The organism is Phenylobacterium sp., assembly GCF_031412415.1.
In the GTDB taxonomy this organism is placed as follows: domain Bacteria; phylum Pseudomonadota; class Alphaproteobacteria; order Caulobacterales; family Caulobacteraceae; genus Phenylobacterium.
In genome coordinates this window covers 1-20514 of record NZ_JANOCX010000138.1, presented here as the reverse complement: position 1 = coordinate 20514, position 20514 = coordinate 1, and the positions used below count along the sequence as shown (strand labels likewise).

The 20514-nt window shown below is 67.4% G+C and carries 16 protein-coding genes; 6 read left to right on the top strand and 10 right to left on the bottom strand.

The features are described from left to right. Positions 1-13: 13 nt before the first annotated feature. Genes RMO04_RS06710 through tssG form a run of 4 tightly spaced genes read left to right on the top strand, consistent with a single transcriptional unit; the run spans position 14 to position 4137 of the window. Positions 14-811: a type VI secretion system accessory protein TagJ gene (locus tag RMO04_RS06710; RefSeq protein WP_309644014.1), complete on the top strand. Its 798-nt coding sequence runs from the start codon at positions 14-16 to the stop codon at positions 809-811. Further along, positions 808-1272: a type VI secretion system baseplate subunit TssE gene (tssE, locus tag RMO04_RS06705; RefSeq protein ID WP_309644013.1), complete on the top strand. Its 465-nt coding sequence runs from the start codon at positions 808-810 to the stop codon at positions 1270-1272. Before RMO04_RS06710 ends, tssE begins: the two co-directional genes overlap by 4 nt. A gap of 4 nt (positions 1273-1276) precedes the next feature. Next, positions 1277-3097 (top strand): type VI secretion system baseplate subunit TssF, encoded by a 1821-nt coding sequence (tssF, locus tag RMO04_RS06700; RefSeq protein WP_309644012.1) that lies wholly within the window; start codon positions 1277-1279, stop codon positions 3095-3097. Next, complete coding sequence (gene tssG, locus RMO04_RS06695) at positions 3061-4137, top strand: type VI secretion system baseplate subunit TssG (protein ID WP_309644011.1); 1077 nt, start codon at positions 3061-3063, stop codon at positions 4135-4137. The genes tssF and tssG overlap by 37 nt, the downstream gene beginning before the upstream one ends. On the opposite strand, the gene RMO04_RS06690 is transcribed toward tssG, so the two are convergent. The 10 genes from RMO04_RS06690 to tssH all read right to left on the bottom strand — a co-directional run bounded on the left by RMO04_RS06690 (position 4134) and on the right by tssH (position 19222). Beyond that, on the bottom strand, positions 4134-4928 hold the full coding sequence (locus RMO04_RS06690) for a protein phosphatase 2C domain-containing protein (RefSeq protein WP_309644010.1): 795 nt from the start codon (positions 4926-4928) through the stop codon (positions 4134-4136). The two genes, tssG and RMO04_RS06690, sit on opposite strands and share 4 nt — an antisense overlap. After that, a complete protein-coding gene (tagF, locus tag RMO04_RS06685; protein WP_309644009.1) occupies positions 4925-5560 on the bottom strand; it encodes a type VI secretion system-associated protein TagF in 636 nt (211 codons plus the stop codon). The genes RMO04_RS06690 and tagF overlap by 4 nt, the downstream gene beginning before the upstream one ends. Continuing rightward, complete coding sequence (gene tssM, locus RMO04_RS06680; RefSeq protein WP_309644008.1) at positions 5560-9189, bottom strand: type VI secretion system membrane subunit TssM; 3630 nt, start codon at positions 9187-9189, stop codon at positions 5560-5562. The genes tagF and tssM overlap by 1 nt, the downstream gene beginning before the upstream one ends. Beyond that, positions 9186-10535 (bottom strand): type VI secretion system protein TssL, long form, encoded by a 1350-nt coding sequence (gene tssL / locus RMO04_RS06675; RefSeq protein WP_309644007.1) that lies wholly within the window; start codon positions 10533-10535, stop codon positions 9186-9188. The genes tssM and tssL overlap by 4 nt, the downstream gene beginning before the upstream one ends. Further along, a complete protein-coding gene (gene tssK / locus RMO04_RS06670) occupies positions 10532-11878 on the bottom strand; it encodes a type VI secretion system baseplate subunit TssK (protein ID WP_309644006.1) in 1347 nt (448 codons plus the stop codon). The genes tssL and tssK overlap by 4 nt, the downstream gene beginning before the upstream one ends. 11 nt (positions 11879-11889) lie before the next feature. Beyond that, positions 11890-13425, bottom strand: a complete 1536-nt coding sequence (gene tagH, locus RMO04_RS06665; RefSeq protein WP_309644005.1) for a type VI secretion system-associated FHA domain protein TagH — start codon at positions 13423-13425, stop codon at positions 11890-11892. A gap of 16 nt (positions 13426-13441) precedes the next feature. Continuing rightward, positions 13442-14083, bottom strand: a complete 642-nt coding sequence (locus RMO04_RS06660; RefSeq protein ID WP_309644004.1) for a DUF6931 family protein — start codon at positions 14081-14083, stop codon at positions 13442-13444. Beyond that, the gene (locus RMO04_RS06655; protein WP_309644003.1) at positions 14080-15933 is read right to left on the bottom strand and encodes a type VI secretion system tip protein TssI/VgrG; all 1854 of its coding nucleotides are present in this window, start codon (positions 15931-15933) and stop codon (positions 14080-14082) included. The genes RMO04_RS06660 and RMO04_RS06655 overlap by 4 nt, the downstream gene beginning before the upstream one ends. A 105-nt stretch (positions 15934-16038) precedes the next feature. Next, complete coding sequence (locus RMO04_RS06650; protein ID WP_309644002.1) at positions 16039-16518, bottom strand: type VI secretion system tube protein Hcp; 480 nt, start codon at positions 16516-16518, stop codon at positions 16039-16041. 1 nt (position 16519) lies between these two features. After that, positions 16520-19222, bottom strand: a complete 2703-nt coding sequence (tssH, locus tag RMO04_RS06645) for a type VI secretion system ATPase TssH (RefSeq protein ID WP_309644001.1) — start codon at positions 19220-19222, stop codon at positions 16520-16522. 276 nt (positions 19223-19498) lie between these two features. On the opposite strand from tssH, the gene RMO04_RS06640 reads away from it, so the two are divergent. Next, positions 19499-19981 (top strand): hypothetical protein, encoded by a 483-nt coding sequence (locus RMO04_RS06640; RefSeq protein ID WP_309644000.1) that lies wholly within the window; start codon positions 19499-19501, stop codon positions 19979-19981. 101 nt (positions 19982-20082) lie between these two features. Beyond that, positions 20083-20400, top strand: coding sequence for a hypothetical protein (locus RMO04_RS06635; RefSeq protein ID WP_309643999.1), 318 nt, complete (start codon positions 20083-20085; stop codon positions 20398-20400). The last annotated feature ends 114 nt before the right edge of the window (positions 20401-20514 follow it).

Here is a 20514-nt window from a genome sequence, read left to right as displayed (position 1 = left end):
AGGGGAAGCCTAGATGTCAGCGGCGATCGAGTTTCTGAATTCCGACGACCTGGGCGCGGCGCGCGCCATGCTGCAGGATCGGGTCAAGGCCAAGCCCAGCCATGTGGGTCACCGGTTCGAACTGGCCGAGCTGCTGTTGGTCCTGGGCGAGTGGGAACGAGCCGACAATCAGTTCGACCTGATCGCCACGCAGGACCTGGCCTACGGACTGCGCGTGGCGCTCATCCGCCAGCTCATCCGGGGCGAGCTGGCGCGGCGAGAGGTGTTCGCCGAGGGGCGCACGCCCGACCTGATCGGCGACGCCACCGCAGAGGTAGAAGCGGCGCTGAAGGTCCTGCTGGAGCTGCGGACGGAGGGTGATCCCGCCGCTGTGCGCGAGGCCGCCGACCTCGCCGCCACGCCGCTGGTGGGCACGATCGACGGTCGGCCGTTCGTGGGCGTGCGCGACCTGGACGACCGTACGGCCGGTGTCCTGGAGGTGCTGACCAGCACAGGCAAGTACTTCTGGATCCCATGGGCCAGCGTCCGATCTCTTGAGCTCAAGGCGCCCGAACACCTGCGCGATCTGATCTGGCGGCCCGCCGAGCTGGACGTGGTCGATGGTCCCGACGGCGTCGTCTATATCCCCACCACCTACGTCGCGCCGGAGGCCGACAAGTCGGCCGCGCACCGCCTGGGGCGCCAGACCGACTGGATCGACGAGCGCGGCGTCGTGCGCGGCGTCGGCCTGCGTTGCCTGCTGGTCGGCGACGATGTGGTCTCCCTGGCCGAGTTCTCGGACCTCTCGTTGGAAGGGACCGAGACCTCATGAGCACGCCCGCCCGAACCGCCAGCCAGGGATCGCTGCTGGATCGCCTGCTGGACGATCCGTCCGAAAAGCGCACGGATACGATCTCGATCAGCGCCTTGCGCGACGGCCTGCGCCGGGATCTGGAGGGGATCCTGAACACGCGGCGCCGGTTCCTCTCCTGGTCCGACGACCTGGACGAGCTGGACCGCTCGCTGCTGAGCTATGGCCTCTCCGACTTCACCAACGGCGCCATCAAGTCAGAAGCCTTTCGGAGCGCGTTCGTCGCCGAGGTCCAGGGCCTGATCCAGCGGCTGGAACCCCGCATCACCAATTTCGAGGTGTCGATCATCGAGAACAAGGATGCGATCGATCGCATCCTCCGTTTCCGGATCATCGGCTTCGTGGACCTGGGGGGCGATCGCCAGCAGATCAGTTTCGACAGCCACGTCGATCCGGTTCGCTGCGTCGTCGTGCGGGACTAGGGCCGTGTTCGACGACCTGCTCCCCTACTACAACAGCGAACTCCGGTTCATGCGCGAGATGGCGAAGGACTTCGCCGCCGCCAATCCGAAGATCGCCGGCCGCCTGCGCGTGTCGCAGGACGCCGTCGAGGACCCCCACGTCTCGCGGATGATCGAGGCCTTCGCCTTCCTCAACGCGCGGCTGAGGATGAAGCTGGACGACGAGTTCCCCGAGCTGACCCAATCGCTGCTGGGGCTGCTCTATCCGCACTATCTCTCGCCGATCCCCTCGATGTGCGTCGCCGAGTTCTCGCCGCACGCCACGACGGTGGGGCAGACCACCATTGCGGCGGGCGCCCAGATCACCACGGAGCCGGTGGACGAAGAGACCTGCGAATACCGTACGGGCTATGACGTCGAGCTGTGGCCGGTCGAGCTGACCCAGGTTTCGCTGTCGGGACTGCCGCTGGTGGCGCCGACCAACCGGAAGGCCGGCGCGGCGCTCTGCGCGTTGCGTTTCAGCCTAACCTGCACGGCGTCGGACAAGACCTTCTCCGACCTCGGCCTCGATCGCCTGCGGTTCCATATCCACAGCGAGTCCCGAACCTCGCAGATCCTGTACGAGCTGGTCACCGGCGGCGTCGTCTCGATCGCCCTGGCGGACTCGGCCGCCGACGACGCCCCGATCATCCTCGATCCTTCGGCGATCAAGCCTGTGGGCCTCACCCGAGATGAGGTCCTCTTGCCGCTCGGCGCCGGGTCGGAGCCAGGCTACGCTCTGCTCAGCGAGTACTTCGCGTTCCCGGAGAAGTTCCTGTTCTTCGACATCGAGGGACTGTCAGCCAAGACTCTGCTCAAGGCTGGCCGGACGATGGAGATTTTCCTCTACATCGACCGCTATGACCCGGCGCTGGAAGGGCTGATCAGCAAATCCGACTTCCGGCTGTTCTGCACGCCAATCATCAACCTGTTCCCGGCCAAGGCCGACCCGATCCGCCTCGACCCAGGCCGGTTCGAGTATCGCGTGGTGCCCGACGCGCGGCGCGAGACCAGCATGGAGGTCTACTCGGTCGACAAGGTTGTGGTCTCCGACCGCAACGGGGCGGAGATGCCCTTCAGCCCATTCTTCTCCTTCGGTCGTCGGCAGGTCGCGCGCGAGGCGGTCAATCGGTTCTGGCACACGACGCGGCGCGCCAGCACCTACGAGGGCGGTGGAGATGACGTCTTCCTTTCCGTGGTCGACGAGGAGGGACAGGCCGCGGGCGACCGCGATCTGGTGGCCTCCATCGACGTCACCGCCACGAACCGGAACCTGCCCGAGCAACTGCCATTCGGCGCCGGTCGGCCGCGGTTGAGATTGAACCATGAGGTCGGCGCCGCCGGATGCGCCTGCCTGATCGCGCCCAGCCGCGCCCTGCGCACCCGTCGCGGCCACGCCAACCTGTGGCGTCTGATCTCGCACCTCTCCTTGAACCACCTCTCCGTCGCCGACGACGGACTGGCCACCGACCTAGTGAAGGAGATGCTGGCGCTCTACGACCACGCCGACGCCTCCGGAAGCCGGGCGGTCATCGAGCGCCTGACGGACGTGTCCACCGCCCCGAGCGTCGCCCGCGCCCCGGGCGGCGGGCGGATCGCCTTCACGAGCGGCACCGACATCACCCTGGAATTCGACGATCGGCGCCTGTCGGGCACGGGGACATTCATGCTGGGCGCTGTGCTGGAGGCCGCCTTCTCCGGACTGGCGGCGATCAACGCCTTCACCCGGGTGCGGCTGAGGCTCAAGGGCGAGAAAGGAATCTGGCAGGCGTGGCACGCGAGAACCGGCACGCGGCGGCTGATCTGATCGAGCGGCTGCAGACGACGGCGTCGTCTTCGAGCTTCTTTCAGATCGTGCGTCTCTTCCATCGGCTGGCCCGCCGCGGCGGCGGGCGGCCGAAGGGTGGCCTGGCGCTTCGGCCCCGGGACGATCCTGTCCGTTTCCGCGCGGCCGTCGGGATGCGCCATCCTGCCAACGAGATCGTGGCGGCTCACACCCGGCCAGAGGACGGTGTTCCCGAACTCACCGTGTCGTTCCTGGGGCTCACCGGGCCCATGGGGGTTCTGCCGGACTACTACAGCGAGTTGCTGGTCGCCCAGCGCCAGGCGCGTAGCCCCGCGGCGAGCGACTTCCTCGATCTGTTCAATCATCGGACCATCGGCCTGTTCTATCGGGCCTGGGCCAAGTACCGGCTGCCGATCCGCTACGAGGAGGCCGCCCGGCCGCTGGACGATCCGTTCAGCCGCGCCCTGGCGTCGATGATCGGCCTTGGCCTGGACTCGTCGCGCGCCCGGCTCTCGCTGGATGGCGGCGAACTGCTCAGTGTCGCCGGTCCCATGTCGCGGCGAGTCCGGTCGGCCGACGGCCTGCGCCGCACGCTGAGCGCGCTGTATGATCTGCCGATGACGGTGGTGGAGCTGCAGGGGCGATGGATCGCCATTGACCCCGCCGAACAGACCCAACTGAGCGGCGCCTCAGGGGCCAAGACGTACGCAGTGTTGGGCCAGACCGCCGTGCTGGGGTCTCAGGTCTGGGACGTTCAGAGCCGGTTCCGCATCCGGATCGGTCCCCTGGACCTGGCGACCTTCCGCCGCTTCCTGGACCGCGGCCCCTATCGGCGCGCCCTGGTGGACCTCGTGCGCCTCTCGGTCGGACCGGCGGTCGAGTTCGACCTTCAGCTGGTCCTGCGCAAGGAGGACGTACCGAACATCCGGCTCGGCGACCGCGACAACCCGGCCATGCTGGGACAGACCACGTGGGTCGTGTCGCGTCCGCCGGAACGGGATCGCGAGGACGCCATCCTTGATGCGCGATGGCGTCCGCGAGAGCGCGCCGCGGCCGCCTAGGGACCCCAGTGGCCGGTCGCCGTCGTCGGCGCCGCCTGGCCATCCACCGTATCGTCTGGACTGGCGGCGGCGCGAACCAGGATCACGGTGACATTGTCTCTGGCGCCGCGCTCGAGCGTTTGGGCGATCAGGTTTTCGGCGACGTCGTCCAGGGACGGGCCGGTCAGCATGCCGGCGATCTCGTCATCCTCCAACATGCCGGTCAGGCCGTCGGAGCAAAGCAGGAAGATGTCGCCTGGCTCGATGACGCCCTCGCTCATGTCCACCAAGAGCTCGGGATGCACGCCGACCGCCCGGGTGATGACATTGGAGCGCCGGTGTCCGCGGGCTTCAGCCTGGCTCAGGTTGCCGGTGTCGATCAGCTCTTGGACCATGCTGTGGTCGCGCGAGATCCGACGAAACTCACCTCCGCGCAGGAGATAGGCGCGGCTGTCGCCGGCCCACAGGCAGGCGTAGTGCCCGCCATAGGCCAGCACGATCACCACGGTCGAGCCGATCACGGTGCCGGCAGGCAGCAAGGAAGCCTTCGCCACCAGGGTCCGGTTGACCCGCATGATGTTCTCACGGACCTCGTCCAGGAAGGCGAAGCCGGTGGTCATGGTGTCGACGCCGTTCAGGGCCTCGGCGATCAGGCCGCTGGCCACATCCCCCGCGGAGTGACCGCCCATGCCGTCGGCGACGGCCCACAGGCCCACGAGGGGTCGGTCTACGAAGTTGTCCTCGTTGAACTGCCTGACCAGCCCCACATGGGTCCTGGCGGCGGATTCGAAGCTTATGGAACCGGGGCTCATATTGGCGCGCCTTTCGAACCGGCTTCTAAGGGTGTGGTCGGCGTGGGGGTTGTCACCGGGTCGGCTTCCGGTGGCTCTCGCCAGGATGAGGTGAGCGCGGCGAAGGCCTCGGCGTCAGGCTGCCCCGCCAAGGCCAGCGCGTCATGGATGTCTGTCGGCGCCCACCATAGGGAGGCCGGCGCAGGGAATTCAATGCGCTGGTTGATTGCGCCCAGTCCCACGGAGGCCTGCAGATCGGACAGCGCGCGGTCCAGGTCGTCCAGGCTCGCGAAGTCGATGCTTCGCCGCAAGGCGACTTCGGCGAGGTCGAACCAGTCGAGGTCCAGGTCGTAGACGTGCGCCGTGCGCGGCCCGGCCTCGACGGCGATCACGAAGGGGAAGCTTCGCCCCACGCTGTCTCGACTGGGCCAGATCAAGCCCATGACCGCCATCACTCCGAAGACCCCAGGCGCCGCGGCGAAGCGGCATGGCGTCGCCGCGTCCGGCGGTTCGCCCCCAGGATCGTCGGCGAGACGAACCTGAAGCCAAAGATCGAGCTCGGTGATGGTGTCGGCCCGCAGCCTGCGCCGGACGAAATCGCCCGCGCAGGGAAGCTTGCCGAACGCGCCCGTATTGAAGCCAGGTCCGATCATCAGAGGCGCCCCGGGCATGAGAAGCTGCGGAGGTCGCTCAGATTGAACGGGTTGGAGGTGTTCAGGAACCGCATCGTGAATCTGGCCTGGGCGCCGCCCTCGGACACCTCGAAGGTCAGGCTCTTGTTGGACGAAGCGATCACCCGGCTGGTCCGCACCATCCGGAAGAGGGCGAAGTCGCCGCTCCACGTTCGCGTGGCCGGCGCGCCATTTCGCTTCTGGAAGGTCAGGGTGACCCCGGGTGTCGGGCCGGGCCACTTCATCTCAACGGGCCGGCGATTGACGCTGTCGAAGGAGGCTGGAACCCCGTCGACGGAGATCGCCACGCCGCTCGCCTCGCCCCCGATCTGCACGGGCTCCAGCAGGAACCGCACGTTGGGCCGCACGTCGCCCGGCATGAACATCCGCTTGCGGATGCGGTCGGCGCGCTCGAACTCACGGATCGAGGCCGGCTGCAGCCCCAGGACACGCCCCGCCGGCGTGATCGACCAGCCGCCGGAGGTCATCTCGACCATGCCCGCCAGGTTGTCCTGCACGAACTGATCCATCAGTCCGCTGGGACGCAGCAACCGACTGAGATCGTCGATGGTCGCCTGGTGGTCGGAGTCGGAGAACGGGAAGCCTTGCCGCACGATCGACTGGCACTGGGGCAGGAGCTCCGCGGCGTATCCGCCCTGGATCGACTGCTTGACGCTCTTGTTGAGTTGGGCCGAGGAGGTCCGGACAAAGCCGGTGAACATGCCCTGCACCATGGGCGGCAGGGTGGCGGCCGTCTGGTCGAGGCGCGCGGTGGCCTCCATTGCCGAACTGGTCTTGGTGCGTTGGAGGAGGGGATCTCCAAGGCCCGCCGCCGCCTGGGCCGCTATGGCCGAGTCGCCGACCCCTGCCAGGGCCGCCAGGGCAGGATCCAATGGCGAGGGACCCTGGGCGGGGTTCATGTCCTGCAGCCATTTGAAGTGCGCGATCACCTCGTCCAATGGGCCAGGCGGCCCGGCCCGGCCCTGGCCGTTGTTCACCGCGTAGCCCACGGCGTTGGCCTGGGACATGCCGCGATAGATGCGGGACGAGAAGATCGCCCCAACCCGCACGGCCGCCGCCGCCGCTCCGCCGCTACCGCTACCCTTGCCCGTCAGTCTTGGCGGGGTCAGGTTGGTCTCCGCGGCCAGGGCGTTGATCAACAGCTTCACGGGGGAAGGTGGCCGGGTGGCGACCTGAATCCGCTCGCCGGCGCTATGCTCGCCGCTGATCGTGATGTCGGCGATGAAGTCGTCCCAGTGGCGCGTGAAGTCCTTCAGATAGGCGACAAGGATCTCGTCCTTGGTCCGGCCGATCGCGCCGGCGTCGGGCAGTCTTGGTCCCGGCGTCGGCTTCTCGTTGGTCACCCAGCTCTCGTTCACCGAGAGGCTCGCGGCCTTGGCGATGGCCGGCATGATCGTCGAGTAGAAATACTGCCGGCGGTAGAGGCCGGGAACGCCCAGGGTCAGAGACTTGCCCGACCGGCGGGCGAAGAGGCCTGAGGTCCCCACCGAGGGAATGTCGACGATGTTGAACGGCGTCAGGTCCTCCAGGCTCGGGTCCGACAGCATCCGGGCGTAGGCCCGTTCCCCGGCGCCCAGGCTACGCACCCGCTCCCGCGCCTGAGCGATCAGGTCGCGGTCCAGGGCCGGCGAGGTCATGCGGCTGGCCAGCAGGGCGTCGAGATGGCGCTCGAGGGCCGCGCGGGTCGGATCGTCCTCGGCGCTGGCGTAGCGGTTGGCCCATTCGCCGGCGAACCAGGTTGAGATCTGCGATTTCTCCAGGGGCGCGCCCGGCGCGCGACCCAGCATCAGGTAGGTCCGCAGCAGGTTGTAGATCGCCGGCCGATTGTCGACGCCCGGCGTCGTTCCGCCCTGCAGCGACGAGCGCAGATCGTCCTCCAGCGTGAGGATGAGGCGGGGCAGCATCTGCTGGTTGAGGAGGTTGGCGTAGGCGGCGTCGACCTGGGTCTGGACCGCCTTGCGGCGGCCAAGCCCAAGGCCGATCGCGGGTGGGCGGAGCGCCTTGGGCGCGGTGGAGGCGAAGGGCAGGGCGCGCGCCTCGTCCAGCGCGGGCAGGACCTGGGTGATGTCGCTGTCACTGACGTCGCCGGAAGGCAGGGCCGCGACAGTCTTTTGCAGGTGGGCGGAGCGGGTCTCCAGCTGCCGCAGCAGGCTGGCCGTGCGGAGATAGCTTCCCAGCCAAAGCGTCGAGATCAGAACCAGGACCGCCGCGCCGCCCACGATCGCCCCGTTGCGCATCAGGCGGCGACGGCGCTCGGTCTTGGGATCGCGGTCGGTCAGCGCGCCTTCCTGGAAGATGACCGAATGCAGCAGGTCGCGGAGGAAGTAGCTGCGCCCGGCGCCGGCGGCGGCGCCCTGGGCCACCACGTCCAGGCCGAACTTGGCGGAGATGGCGCCCATCAACCGGTCGATGGGCCGGCCGAACTGCGCGGCGCTGGTCAGGTAGACGCCGCGGATGAGCGGCGTCGGCTCATACTTGGTCTCACGCCCGATGATCTGCAGGACCGAGGCGAGGGGCCCCTTCAGTCCGACGATCTGTTGCGGGAAGCCGAAGATCAGGCCGCGGCGCTGGATGTCGCGCTCGCCCTGAACCCTGCTGAGCAGCCGGTCGTTCAGCCGTCCGATCAGGCCTGAGAAGCCGGTCTCGTATTCCGCCCCGGTGGTTCCGGCGCGGGAGGCTTCGATGTCGAAGGTGTGGCCCCAGACCTGGTCGCGCTCGGGCTGTCCGGCGTCGTCGAAGAACTCGTTGAACCCCGCCAGCAGGTCCATCTTGGTGACCACGACATAGACCGGCGCGCGGACGCCCAGCTTCTGCGCCACCTCGTTCAGGCGGGCGCGGATCGCCCGGCCGTGGGCGGCGATGTCGGCTTCGTCCCCGCCCATCAGATCCTGCACCGACAGGGCCACGATGATCCCGGTCACCGGCTGGCGAGGCCGGTAGCGCGCCAGGATCTCGAGGAAGCCCTGCCAGGCCTTCCCGTCGGTGACGGCGTGGTTGTCCTGCAGGGTGTAGCGGCCGGCCGTGTCGATCATCACGGCCTGATCGGTGAACCACCACTCGCAGTTCCGCGTGCCGCCGATGCCCTTGAGCGGCGAGGCGCCGGCTTCCTGGGACACCGGGAACTTCAGGCCGGCGTTGTGGAGGGCCGTGGTCTTGCCGGCGCCGGGAGGGCCGATGATCAGGTACCAGGGCAGTTCGTAGACGAACTCCCGGTTCTTGCCGATGCGCGTCGTGCGCATCATTTCCAGCGCTTCCTTGGCGCGCTCGTTCATCGCCTTGATGTCTTCGGCCGAATAGTCGTCGCTCGGCGCGGTCTCGGTGCTGGGACCGAGCTCGGCCATCATCCGGGCGTTCTCGCGCCCACGACGGACTTCGCGCAGGGCGTAGTAGCCGCCCACGCCCAACGCCATCAGAGCGATGACGATCAGCCGGACCCACCAGCTGGCCAGGGGTGTCCACTTGGCGATGCCGATCAGCGGGCCCACGAACCAGACCAGGATTGCCAGCATCACCGCGCCCAGAACCACCATGGTCCAGCGCGGTATGCGGATGCGTCCCAGACCCTGGAAGAAGGCGGCGACGCGGTTCATGGCTGCGCTCCCGCCGCATAGGTCTTGGGTATGGTCACTTCCACCCGCCGGTTCTGGCGGCGGCCGTCAGGGTCCTCGTTGCCGGCCACGGGCTGGCTCTCGCCAAGGCCGGTGGGGCTGAGCCGCCCCTCGTCGATGCCGCGGCCGGTCAGTTGCGCGATCACGCCGTTGGCGCGAGCCTCGGAGAGCTCCTGGTTGGAGGCGAACTGCAGCGAGCGGATGCGTTGGTTGTCCGTATGACCCGTCACCGCGACGGTCCCCACGGTCAGGTCGATGGCCTGGGCCAGGCGCGCGATGGTCTCGCCATAGTCGGCGTCCAGTTGGGCCGAGCCCGAGGCGAACAGGCCCTTGTCCTTCAGGCGCACCAGCACCGCGTCAGGGCTGTCGGTGACCGCCACGCGGCCGGCGTCGATGTCAGGCTTCAGGATGTCCAGGATGGTGAGGAACAGGCGGCTGTCGGCCACGACCGGCGGCGGCGCGGTGCGGTTTAGCGCGGGCGCCCCGGCGCGATAGAGGCCGGTCAGCGGCTTCAACGCCCGATCCCCGAGGCTGGAAAGGCTGAACAGGAACCCGGCATAGACCAGCAGGGCGAGGGTGGCGAAGGCCGCGCCGAACACCCACAGCGGGATGTCCTTGGCGATGGGCTGATAGCCCGCGTCCACGCCGCGCCACTTGGGCGACAGGGCGCGCTCGAAGGCGCCGCGAACCTGGCGGATGGCGTTGTAGATCCGCTCGCGCATCTGGAAGAGTCGGTTGGCGCCCTGGGTCTCCAGCCGCAAACGGCCCTCGAAGCCGAAGGACAGGCAGAGATAGATCAGCTCCAGCAGGTTGGGCGAGCGGTTCGGCCGGGCCTCCAGGGCCTCGGCGATCTCCAGCATCCGGTCGCCGCTGACCACTTCGTTGTGGAAGGTGGCGACCAGGCTCTGCTTGGGCCAGGCGCTCTTCGAGCCCCAGGGGGTCGAGAGCACCACCTCGTCGATCAGCGCGCACAGCGCGTAGTGCCCGTGACGGACCTCGTCGTCGGGCGCGGCGCGAGCGCGAGCCACCTGCTGGAACCGGCGAAGCTCGTCGATGACCGTCTGGCGGAGCTGGCCGATGTCGCCGGGCTGGGTCGCCGAGCGCAGGGCGTTGACCAGGGTGATCAGCGGGGCCGCAGCGGCCAGCAGCGGATTGTTGCCGGTGGTCTCCAGGTCTTCCAGCATCACCACGCGCGGCGCGAAGGCCGGTCGCGCGGTCGAGGGACCGATCATCGTCCGATCGCCGGCGTCCGGAGGCGCGGCGCGACCGCCGATCACGGTGCGGTCGCCTTCTTCCTCGCCGAAACTGAAGGGGTCTTTTCCGCTCAACGGACGCGCCCTCGAATGGCCCAGAGCTCGAGGGTGAGATCAGGCACTTCGCCGGAGACATGGATGGCGACGCCGCCCGAGCGCTCGACGATCTTCCAGTCGTCGGCGTTGGTGTTGACCTCGAAGTAGACCATGCCGGCGCGGAATGGGATCTGCCGGGGCTCGGTGGGCAACGGGCGGATCGGCGCGCCGCCGAGCTGTAGGTTGACCAGGTCCCGGATGCGCTCGACCGGCCCGATGGTCGTGCGGCGCGGCAGGTTCAGGCGCACCTTCTCCGCGTCGATGGATGACTTGGCGGCCAGCACGAAGATGCAGTCGGTGAACAGCGAGCGGTCGGTGATCTTGGCGACGCTGATGTTGAACGGCCGCTGCTCCAGCGGGATCGGGATGGCGGTCTGCTCGAACACCGCGCTGAGCGCGTCGCGCAGGAAAGCCATCAGGGGCGCGTAGGACTCCTGCAAGGCCACATGCCGATACTCGGGCAAGGTGGGCGGACGGTTGGTGGAACTTTCGGTGAAGGTGGCGAGCTCGCCGGCCAGGCCGGTCAAGAACCGATAGAGCTCCTCGGGATGCAGCATTGGCAGGGCGCCCAGATGCCGCAACAGGCTCTCGTTGCGGTTCACCAGCATCAGCACCAGGAAGTCGGTGATCTCGGCCGTACCCTTGCCGCCGGATCCGCTCAGCCGCGCGGCGATCGCCCCGCCGCGATGGGTCAGCAGGCCCAGGATCTCCGACACGAAGCTGCGCAGCTTGGGCGCGGCGTCGCAGGTCAGCGCGGTCGGGATGAACTCCGGATCCAGGATGATCGAGCCGTCGACGCGCTTCTCCATCATCCGGGCGATCGGCAGGGTGACGTAGCCGGCCAGCTCTTGGCGGTCGTGCAGGAGGCGCAGGTCCAATTTCCCCACAGTGATCGGCGCGCGCACGGTGGTCTCGTCCAGGCTGTCGGCGACCTCGATCTCCTGGCCGAGCCAGCGGACGTTGCGGTCGGGATTCACCTCCAGGCTGGAGTCGACGCTTCCGGCCCGGCGGATGGGCAGGGCCAGATGAATCACCGACTCCCGCAGATCGGCGGGGGCCTCGAAGGGCGCCGGATGGTCGTCGCTCTCCGGCAGGCTGAACAGGGTGCCGTCGGGCAGCAGGCCGGACGCCTTCGACAAGGCGACGACGCCGGTCTTCAGCAGAGCTTCGTCGATCTCCAGGCTGGTGAACCCGAACGCGAAGGGCCGAAGCGCCTGCAGGCCGTCGCGGGCCAGCCGTTCGACATGGCGGTCGAACTGCTGGAAGTGCTGGGTGCGAAGGAACATGCCCTCCGCCCAGAGGACCTTGTTATCGCCGTACATGGCGGGAGCCCCTATCGGCGTGCGCTGAGGCCATCGAGCTCTCCAAGCTGTTGTTCGTAGGCGGCGCGGAAATCGCGATTGATCTGGCTGTCGGGGTTGTCGTCGGCCTGGCGCTGGAACTCGGCGTGAAGGCGCGAATACTCAGACCAGGCCGCTGCGCCGCGGCTGGCCTTGATGACGAAGGACTGACCCTTCAGGTGCGCCTCGACGCTGGGCGGACTGAGCGCGTTCAAGGCCGAGGCGATGGAGGCCCGCATCCCCGCCAGCAGGCAAAGCAGGTGCTTCTTCAGGTCCTCGAACGACTCGCGCACGGCCGGTGGGCCGCTCATGAAACCGTCGTTGGCGCCGCGCAACAGGTCCACCGCCACCCGGCGGGCCGGCGCCCATTTGAAGGGGTTGTTGCCCTCCGGAGCGACTGTGGTTCGGGCCATGCGGTATTCGTTTTTCAGGGACGTTCGCTCGCTGAGCAGGTCGCCAAGGCCCAGCACCATCTGTTGATAGATGGCGCCGGCCCGCTGCAGGACCGCAGCCGGATCCTCGCCGACGAATTCCTCCGGATCGAGATTCGCGCCTTCGCAGAAGGCCCTGAACAGAGCGTCGCCGCCGGGCGTGGCGACGGCGGCCGGTTGCACGATGGGCGGCGGCGCGGCGACGGCCACAGGCGCGGGGCGCGGCGGCGGCTCGGCCACGATCGGGGCCGGCGGCGGGACGACGACGAGACTGGCCGCGACCTCCACCGGAGCGGACGGCGGCGTGGCCGGGGGCGGCGCCTCCCAGTCGGAGGGGATGATCAGGGCCTCCGCTGGCACCGGCTCGGCCTTCAGGATCGGGCGGTGGAACGGCGCGTCGAAGCCGAAGCCGACCTCCGGCAATCCGGCGCTGGGCGGCTCGGACCACTCGCGGGCCGAGCCGATGAGGGTCTCGTGGCTGACCGCGCGATGCTCCGTCGGTCCGTTCCAGTCGCCGACCCGGCCGGGCTCGCGACGTTGCCAGGCGTCCTCGTCGATCGATGACGGCCCTCTGCGCCCGACAGCGCGGTCGAGCGGGTCGGAACCGAAGGGATCGGCGTCCAGCGGCGTGCGCTTCAGTTCGCTGGCGAATGGATCGGGCTCTCGCGGGGTCGACAGGCCGCGCAGATCGCCAAGGCCAGGTGGTGGCGCGAACGGGGAGGGGCCGGTGTCGCGTCGGGCCAGGGGCGGGGGGTCGAACGTGGATTCGCCGAAGGCGTCGCTCGTGGCCTGCTCCACGACGATCACGAACTTGCCGATGATCAGGCTTTCGCCCAGCGCCAGGGGGACGAACTGGTCGGCGGGCAGCCTCTCCTGGGTGCGACCCAGGATGATGCCGTTGGCGCTGGAGTCGCGGACGAACAAGCCGTCACCCCGTACCGCCACCGTGCAATGGGTCCGCGAAATCTGCCGATCCGGGTCATCGATCCGCCAGCCCTGCCCAGGATCGCGGCCAATCATCAGCTCGCCCTGCGCCAGCGACCGGGAGTCGACCTGCCGGGTGGGGTTGCTCTGATGAAAGAGTCTCAGAAGAAACATGGCGTGCTTGTCCTGCTCATCCGACGGCTCCGGTCAGAGCGTCGCGCGCGCCGGACCGGCCGTCGCCTCCGCGCGCCAGGTCCAGGCCGATCTTGTTGACGCGCCCAAAGCCGTCGACGGTAAGCGCATCCGATCCCGCGACGGCCATCAGCACCGAGGTCGCCGACGCGCGGCCAAGTCCGGGCGCGGGCGGCTCGGCCGGCGCGTCGGCCGGCGCCAGGGAAGGCCCCGACACGAAGGTGGCCAGGGCCGCCATGGCCGCGGGCGTCTCGAAGTTCTCGGCCTGGCCCTGCCGGTAGGCCTCGTAGCGCAAGGTGTCGTCCTGCTCGCGCAGCCACCGCTCGGCGGTGATGAGAGCTTGAGACTGGCGTTTCCGTTCGCTGACGATCTCCTCCAGACGGGCGGCCAGGCACATCCAGCGCAGCAGGCGTTCGGTGGCCAGTCCCCAGGCGAGGGTCCGCAGCAACGGTCCGCCGCCGCCGGGATCGGCCGAGAAGCTGTCGATGATCTCGCGCCAGCCGGCCGGTCCCGGTCCGGCGATCAGCTCGGCCCTGCGGCGGGCCGGCGCGGGCGCTTCGTCGCTGTCGAACGGACGCAGGCCCGGGAAGCCGGGATCGATGGCCCGGCCGGCGGCGTCGAGGGGCGCCTGGGCGTTCAATTGATCTTCACCAGGGCGCCGTTGATCGTCACGCCGGCGGCGGTGATCTCGATGCGGTTGCCCGCGACCTGGAACACCAGCTGGGTCAGGGATTCCAGGGTGAAGCTGCCAGTGGTCACCATCTTGGTGGCCGAGTTGCTGTCGATGCGGATGTCACCCTTCACCTCGACGCCCAGACCCTCGCCGACCTTCAGGTGGGCGCCCCGCTTGACCACGGTCTGGGAGGAGGCGCCGACCTCGGTGAACTGGTCCTTGCCGATCTTGGTGCGACGCTGGCCGCCGATCTCGCGGGTTTCGTCCTTGCCGATCTTGGTGGTTCGGAAACCGCCGATGTCGACGTCCTCGTCCTTGATGACCTCCCGGCGATAGTTGCGGCCGGCATAGGTGTAGATCTCTTCGGCGTCGGCCTTGTCCTCGAAGATGAAGGCGTTGACCACATCGCCCTTGGGGTGGCTGCGCGTGCGCCAGCCGGCCTGGGACAGGTTGTCAGGCACCGGGAAGGGGTGCTTGTTCTCACCGTTGTAGAGGCACGCGGAAACAATTGGCCGGTCGGGGTTTCCCTCCAGGAACACGACCAGCACTTCCATGCCGACGCGCGGAATCCATTGAGCTCCGATCTGGTCGCCACCCCATTGCTGAGCGACGCGAAGCCAGCAACTGGAGCTGTTGGCGTGGTCCCAATGGAAGCGGACCTTGACCCGTCCGTAGCCCTCAGGATCGACCTGGTCGACCACGACGCCGGTCTGGGGTCCGCGCACGATGGCGCGCGGCGTGGTCCGGGGCGGATGGTACGGTTCATAGCTGCGCACGGCGGTGAACGACTGCTGGTAGTCGAACGCACCCTCCGACAGGCTTTTGGGATTGTGGCAGTAGTGCTTGACGGACCGGACGGCGACCTTGCGCTCGGCAGGCTTCAGCCGCTTGTCGACGATCAGGTGCCGGGCTCCCGGCATGAAGCCCATATAGGTGCCGGTCCCCGACATGATGACCGAGGCGGCCTCGGCCTCCTCGATCCCGAACTTGGCCATCCGATCGCCGGAGTTCATGTTGTCGTAGCGGCCGGGCCACTCGTAGAGCTTGGTGTTCTTGGCCGGATAGCTGAGCTTGGTCGAGCTCTTGATGGGTGTCAGCGCGTGCGGCTTCTTGAAGTTGTAGTCGTGGCTCATCCAGGCGCTGGTCATCTGCATGTGCTGCAGGTCGATGGTGGTCAGGCCCTTGTGATGCTCGTCCTCGCGGAAGGTGATCTCGAAAACTTCGCCATCGAAGAACGCGGTCTCGTCGTCGGCGATGTACATAGTGTGCTCGCCGTTTCCGGCGTCTTCATCGTGCAGGAAGTAGTAGAAAATCCCCTCTTCTTCCATCAAGCGCGAGCAGAAGTCGAAGTCGGTCTCCCAGTACTGAACGCAGTACTCCCGTACCTCATTGGCCGACGTCACCTTCGAGGAGTCGAACGATAGGCGGTGCTCGCCCAGCACCTTCCGGATCACGTCGATCGCGGTCATGTCGGTGAAGATGCGGCAGTCGCTGCGATGCTTGGCGCGCGCGAACAGAGGCGCGACGTCGATCACGAACTCGACGTACTCGGCCTTATGGTAGGTCTGCTCCAGCCGCACGCATTGTCCGTTGACCTTGCGCAGATTGCTGTCGGAGGCGCCCATGCCGAAGGTGATCGAGGCGCCGATCCAATCCTTCACGTCGGGAATGTCGCCCAGCGACCGCACCGTCAACGTGAACAGGAAGGGCGTGGAGAGGCACTCCTCGCCTTGAAGCTCGGAGACGAAGTAGTTCTCCAGAACGCCCGGCGCCTTGTAGAGACGAAGGAACGTATTCGGATCGCGTTCGGAACTCATTCCTTACTCACCGATGCATGCAAACCGACGAGGTCGCCGCGACTCATGGCGGAGTCGCGGCGCCCGGCCGGTGGCGCGGGCCGCCGTTGGCCGGCGCCGATTTCGCTAACCGGCCTTAGCCTTCTCGAAGTCGTACTCGCCGACGACCTGCTGAGAGCCGCCCGTCGCGGAGGTGGGGTTCGCCTTCACCTCGACCTTGGTGAAGTTGATGGCGAAGTTCTCGATGGGCAGGCCTTCGCTGTTGGCCGAGGTCTGGAAGCTGGAGACGATGGCGTTGGTCAGCGTGTATTCGAGATAGGCGTCGCCGCTGTCGGTTGACTGGGTGACGACGATCCGGGCCTTGGCCTGGTTGGTGCCGGCGAACACCAGCTTCATCAGCGGCACCGTCGACTGATCCATTTCCTTCATCATGCTGACGTCGTGCGGCGTGATCTTGCCGGCGGGCATGCGGCTGCCCGCGACGCCGACCGTGGTCTTCGCGTCGTTCTCGACGCCCCAGTGCATGCTCTGGACCACGATCCAGTCCTTGTAGTTGTCGTGTCCGCTCTTGCCCTTGATGCCGGCGATATCGAGGTAGATAGCCATTTCAAGCTCCGATGGTATTGGGTTGAATACTCTCGTCCGACGAGGTGACGGGGGCGATCACCTCGGATGTGCAGTCTCCGAACTGGTATTCGAAGGACTGATCTTTGCTGACCTGGATGCGGATGTCGGGCAGGTGTTCGCCGGTCGACATCCTCTGCAAGATCTGGTTGGCCAGGGCTGGCACGATGTTTTGGTTGAGAATGCTCTCGACGTTCCGCGCCCCGCTCTGGGTCTCGGTGCAGCGCGCGGCGATGACGTCGGGAAGCTCATCGGCCCACGACAGGGCGACGCCGTAGTTCGCCGCGATCCGGTCGCGCAGCCGCGCCAGGTTGATCACCACGATTTCGCGCAGGATTTCGGGCGGCAGCGGGAAATAGGGGACCACGGTGACCCGCCCCAGGAAGGCCGGCTTGAACACCTTCAGCAACTCGGGACGCAACGCCTCGCCGAGCCCAGCGGCGTCGGGCATCGTCTCCGGATCGCCGCAGAGCTTCTCGATGACGTCCGTCCCCGCGTTGGAGGTCATGACGATCAGCGTGTTCTTGAAATCGATGTCGCGGCCCTGGCCGTCCTTGAGCTGACCCTTGTCGAACACCTGGTAGAAGATGTCCTGGACCCCGGGGTGGGCCTTCTCCATCTCGTCCAGCAGGACGACGCTGAACGGCTTGCGTCGCACGGCCTCGGTCAGGACGCCGCCTTCGCCGTAGCCCACATAGCCGGGCGGCGAACCCACGAGCATCGAGACCTTATGCTCTTCCTTGAACTCCGACATGTTGATGACGGTCATGTTCTGCGGACCGCCATAGACCTGCTCGGCCAGGGTCATCGCGGTCTCGGTCTTGCCGACGCCTGATGTGCCGCACATCAGGAAGACCCCCAGCGGCTTGCGCGGATCGGTCAGGCCGGCGCGGGCCGACTGCATGGTCTTGGCGATGGCGGCCAGGGCCTGAGGCTGGCCGCGGATGCGCGCGCCCATGATCGCTTCGATATTCAGGACATTGCGGATTTCGTCGGAGACCATCCGTCCGACGGGAATGCCCGTCCAAGTGGCCACGACGTCGGCGACAGCCTGGCGATCGACCACCTCGAAGACCAGCGGCGCCTCGCCTTGCAGCGCCTCCAGCTTGGCCCGGGCCGCGCCGAGGCCTTCACGGGCGACGCCCAGCGCCGCGGCGTCGGACGCGGCGTGGGCCGCCTCCACGCTGACCCGCATGGCGGCCATCTCGGAGACGAGTTCGCGTTCGGTCTTCAGGCGGACATTGAGCACTTCCAGCTTCTGCTGGGCTGCGGCCAGATCGGTGGTGCGGGCGGCGATGGCGTCGTCATGGGCGGCGCCGGCTGCCTGTTCGCGGCCCAAGATGCGGAGTTCCGTCTCGAGTTGTTCGATCCGACGTTGAGCGGCCTCGACCAGGCCGGGCGTGGCCGCCTGGCTCATGGCCACCCGCGCGCAGGCGGTGTCCAGCAGACTGATGGACTTGTCGGGGAGCTGACGGCCGGCGATGAAGCGATGCGACAGCCGCACGCAGGCGTCCACCGCCTCGTCCAGGATGCGGACCTTGTGGTGCGTCTCAAGCGTCTCGACCAGGCCGCGCATCATCTGGATGGCGTCGGCCTCGCTGGGCTCCTCGACCTTGACCACCTGGAAGCGGCGGGTGAGGGCGGGGTCCTTCTCGAAGTACTTCTTGTACTCGGCCCACGTGGTCGCCGCGATGGTGCGCATCTCCCCGCGCGCCAGGGCTGGCTTCAGCAGATTGGCCGCGTCGCCCTGACCCTCCTGACCCCCGGCCCCGATCAGGGTGTGGGCCTCGTCGATGAACATGACGATGGGCGTGGGCGAGCGCTTGACCTCGTCGATCACCGACTTCAGCCGGTTCTCGAACTCGCCCTTCACCCCGGCGCCGGCCTGCAGCAGGCCCAGGTCCAGCGACAGGAGGCGTACATTCAGCAGCGCCTCGGGCACTTCGCCGGCCAGGATCTTCAGAGCGAAGCCCTCGACCACGGCGGTCTTGCCGACGCCGGCCTCGCCAGTGAGGATGGGGTTGTTCTGCCGACGCCGGGTGAGGACGTCGATGATCTGGCGGATCTCCGGGTCGCGACCCAGCACCGGATCGATGCCGCCGGCGCGGGCCCGTGCGGTGAGGTCAATGCAGAACTTGTCCAGCGCCGCGCCGCCTGGGGCAGGCGGCGTCGCCATGGGCTGACCCTCGGCGTCCTGCGACGGCGCGGCGGCGGCCGACGCCTCCGGCGAGGCGGCTGTCAGGCTCACCAGGCGCTCGCTCAGCACATCGGCGGGGATGCGCGCGAGCTGAGGCGTGGTTTCGCGCCAGGTATGACTGAGATCGCCGTCCTGGAGCAGCGCGGCGAGTAGGTGGCCGGACCGCACCACTTCGGTGTGATGCTCTAGCGAGGCCAGCAGCCAGGCTTCGCGCGCCAGCTTGACCAGGTGCGGCGACAGGGCCGGCGCGCGGCCGTTGCCGGTCGCCATGCGATCGAGGGTTCGGTTGAGGTCGGAGGCGAGCCGGCCCGCGTCGATCTCGAAATGCTCGAGCAGGATGGTGACGTCGCTGCGTTGTTCGAGGAGCTTGAGCAGCCAGTGCTCGATCTCGACGTTGTAGTGCGTGCGCGAAAGGGTCAGGCCGGCGGCGGATTCCAAGGCCTCGCGGCAAAGCGGGTCGAGCCTTGCGATGAGCGCCCTCAAGTCCATGTCGCCCGACTCCTGTGAAAGTTCTCACCAGGACAGGCGCTGACGGCGTACGCCCGCGCCTCTGTTCCTGCCCCTGTTAGAAAGGCGCAAGGCGGGCCGCTTTCGGGTCACGCGTTCCGGTCATGCGGCTCGTCAGCCGTCCACGCGGCGCCGGCGCATCGCTCGCGACCCGAAATCCTCGCCGTAGACGCCTATTCGAACGACGCCCCCTCGCGCATCGCGACAGGCGCGGCCGGGGTGGTCCCGCGCCGCCGAAAGATCTGACTGGAGCTGACGATGAGCACGTTTATCGACTGGGCGACCGGCAAGGTCTCAGCGATGGATTCCAAGCAGTTGATCGAGAACGTCCACAAGCTCGTGAAGGCGTTCAATAGTTCCAACTACACCTCTCAATTTCATATGCCCTATATGGAGAAGACGCTAAAAACCTGCGTCGATGGTATGGGTTATTACGAGAAAGTCAAAGGATACAAGGCTGATTACGACGTATTGATTAGTTTTGCTCAGAAGATCGACAAGATGAATCGTACATATCCGCTGCCTCCGCCAGAGGAAGTGGCTGCAATGTATAAGGTGTTGCTGAAGATCGCTGCGAAGTACATGAAAAACCTGCCGCAGCCGGCTAAGGGTTACGCCTATGCCGTCGACATGGCTGCAGACAAGATCGTCGTGGTGACCGGCATGTTCATGCACACCAACAATCTCGATCCCGAACTGAAGAGCATGTACCAGAACTTCCTCGCCGGCCGGCAGTTCTGATCTCGCCGCCTGGCGCCCGCCGATCGCCGCGACCGCGCGCGGCGTGACCCGTCAGTCCCTCACGCTACGCCTATGAGCTAGAGGCAACACGGAGTGGTAGGATGTTCGGAATTGGCAAGCTCATGGGCGGGGCGCTGCTGTCGCCTGCCATCCTTGAGGCCTTGGGCAAGGTCCCGATGGCCGACAGTCGCAAGGCGTTCATCGCCGTCCTGGTGGCCACGGCCTCCAGCGCGGGCTCCAAGCCGAATTTCAATCTCGAGCTTGAAATGAACGACCTCTGGACCCGGCTCCAGAACCTCAAGACGGCCGCTGGTCCCTCGAGCGGCGGCGTGGGCGGCATCATGGCCGGCGCGCTGGGACCGCTTCAGAACATGCTCGGCGGCGCGCTCAAGGCGATCACCGACAACACCAGCCGATAGCGCCAGTCCCGCCCGCCTCTCGCAAGAGAGGCTGGCGCCGGCTGGTCAGCCAAGTAGTCTGTCTCCAAGGCCCGACGAGAGGCCCGGGAGACGCCTGTGATCGACCTCCACTAC